Raw genomic sequence first — 974 nt, 5'->3', positions numbered from 1 at the left:
CGTAACAAAGCTAATAAACGCCGAATGTAGAGCTGCTGTCAGATCTTCTTGTTATCCAAAAAGCAATTGCTTGACAAAGGGGAGTCCATGTAGCCCGCATAATGGGCAAAAAATGTTGGCTAAAATTAGCGACGAAGGAGCAAAAAGCCAACGTTTTTTGTCCCTATTAATGCGTTTGTTAGCTACCCGACTCTGGGAACGATGCTTTTCCGTCTTTTACAAACTTAGCCATTTTTTGCATGCGACGATAATGAGCCATTAATAGCTTTGAACTTTCTTCTACATCTTTTGTATGGGCATCCAAATCTGCCAGACTTTCAAACCCCAAACCTTTTGCCAATTCACTATTTAGTTTCTGTGCGGCTAGAGCTTCCTGAGCTTGAAGTTTAAAAGTTGTTAAACCCAGCTTTTTACGGGTAGCACTGAGATCTGCGTAAATTCTGTACAACTTTTTGTAGACTTCGGCAACTCCCACAACACTACCAGCCCCACTGATGAAAACGCCCATAACTTTAGCAAATTGAACTGCCACATCTGGGTTTAAGACCAAATCAAGCCAGCCTGGAGATGCGTATTGCATGGAATTGATTTGAGGTTTGTCTTCTTTAGGTATGTGAGTGCGGAATATATCGTAAATATTCACGTAACTAAGGCCATGACGAAGCTCATAGTTCTTTAAGACGGACTCCATACGAGTGGGAGCAATTCCTATGGCCTTGTGCTCTAAACAATACAAAAATGAATAGTTCTGAAAATAAATTCGGGAGAAGTTCATCAAGTCCTCTAAGGACCATTCACCATCCAATAATATTTTATAGGTTCTATTTTCCATTTAATCTCACTCTCGTTCCATATCCGACCTGAATTCGCGATTCGGATAGCTAACGGGCAAATATGCGGCGCTACAATGGCGAAGCCGCGCCGCGTATTTGTCCCAGTATGGCACGCAGTGGCATACGTGTTAAGCGCCTTGT

1 protein-coding gene is annotated in these 974 nt (G+C 42.3%); it reads right to left on the bottom strand.

Translation table 11 applies throughout. From position 1 onward, the window contains the following. Positions 1-178 precede the first annotated feature (178 nt). A complete protein-coding gene (locus J3L16_RS15845) occupies positions 179-832 on the bottom strand; it encodes a hypothetical protein (protein WP_207614036.1) in 654 nt (217 codons plus the stop codon). Positions 833-974: the final 142 nt, after the last annotated feature.

It is taken from the genome of Alteromonas sp. 5E99-2 (assembly GCF_017368475.1).
In the GTDB taxonomy this organism is placed as follows: Bacteria; Pseudomonadota; Gammaproteobacteria; order Enterobacterales; family Alteromonadaceae; genus Alteromonas_F.
Note: the sequence above shows the minus strand (reverse complement) of the source record. Positions and strands in the feature narration are given on the sequence as shown.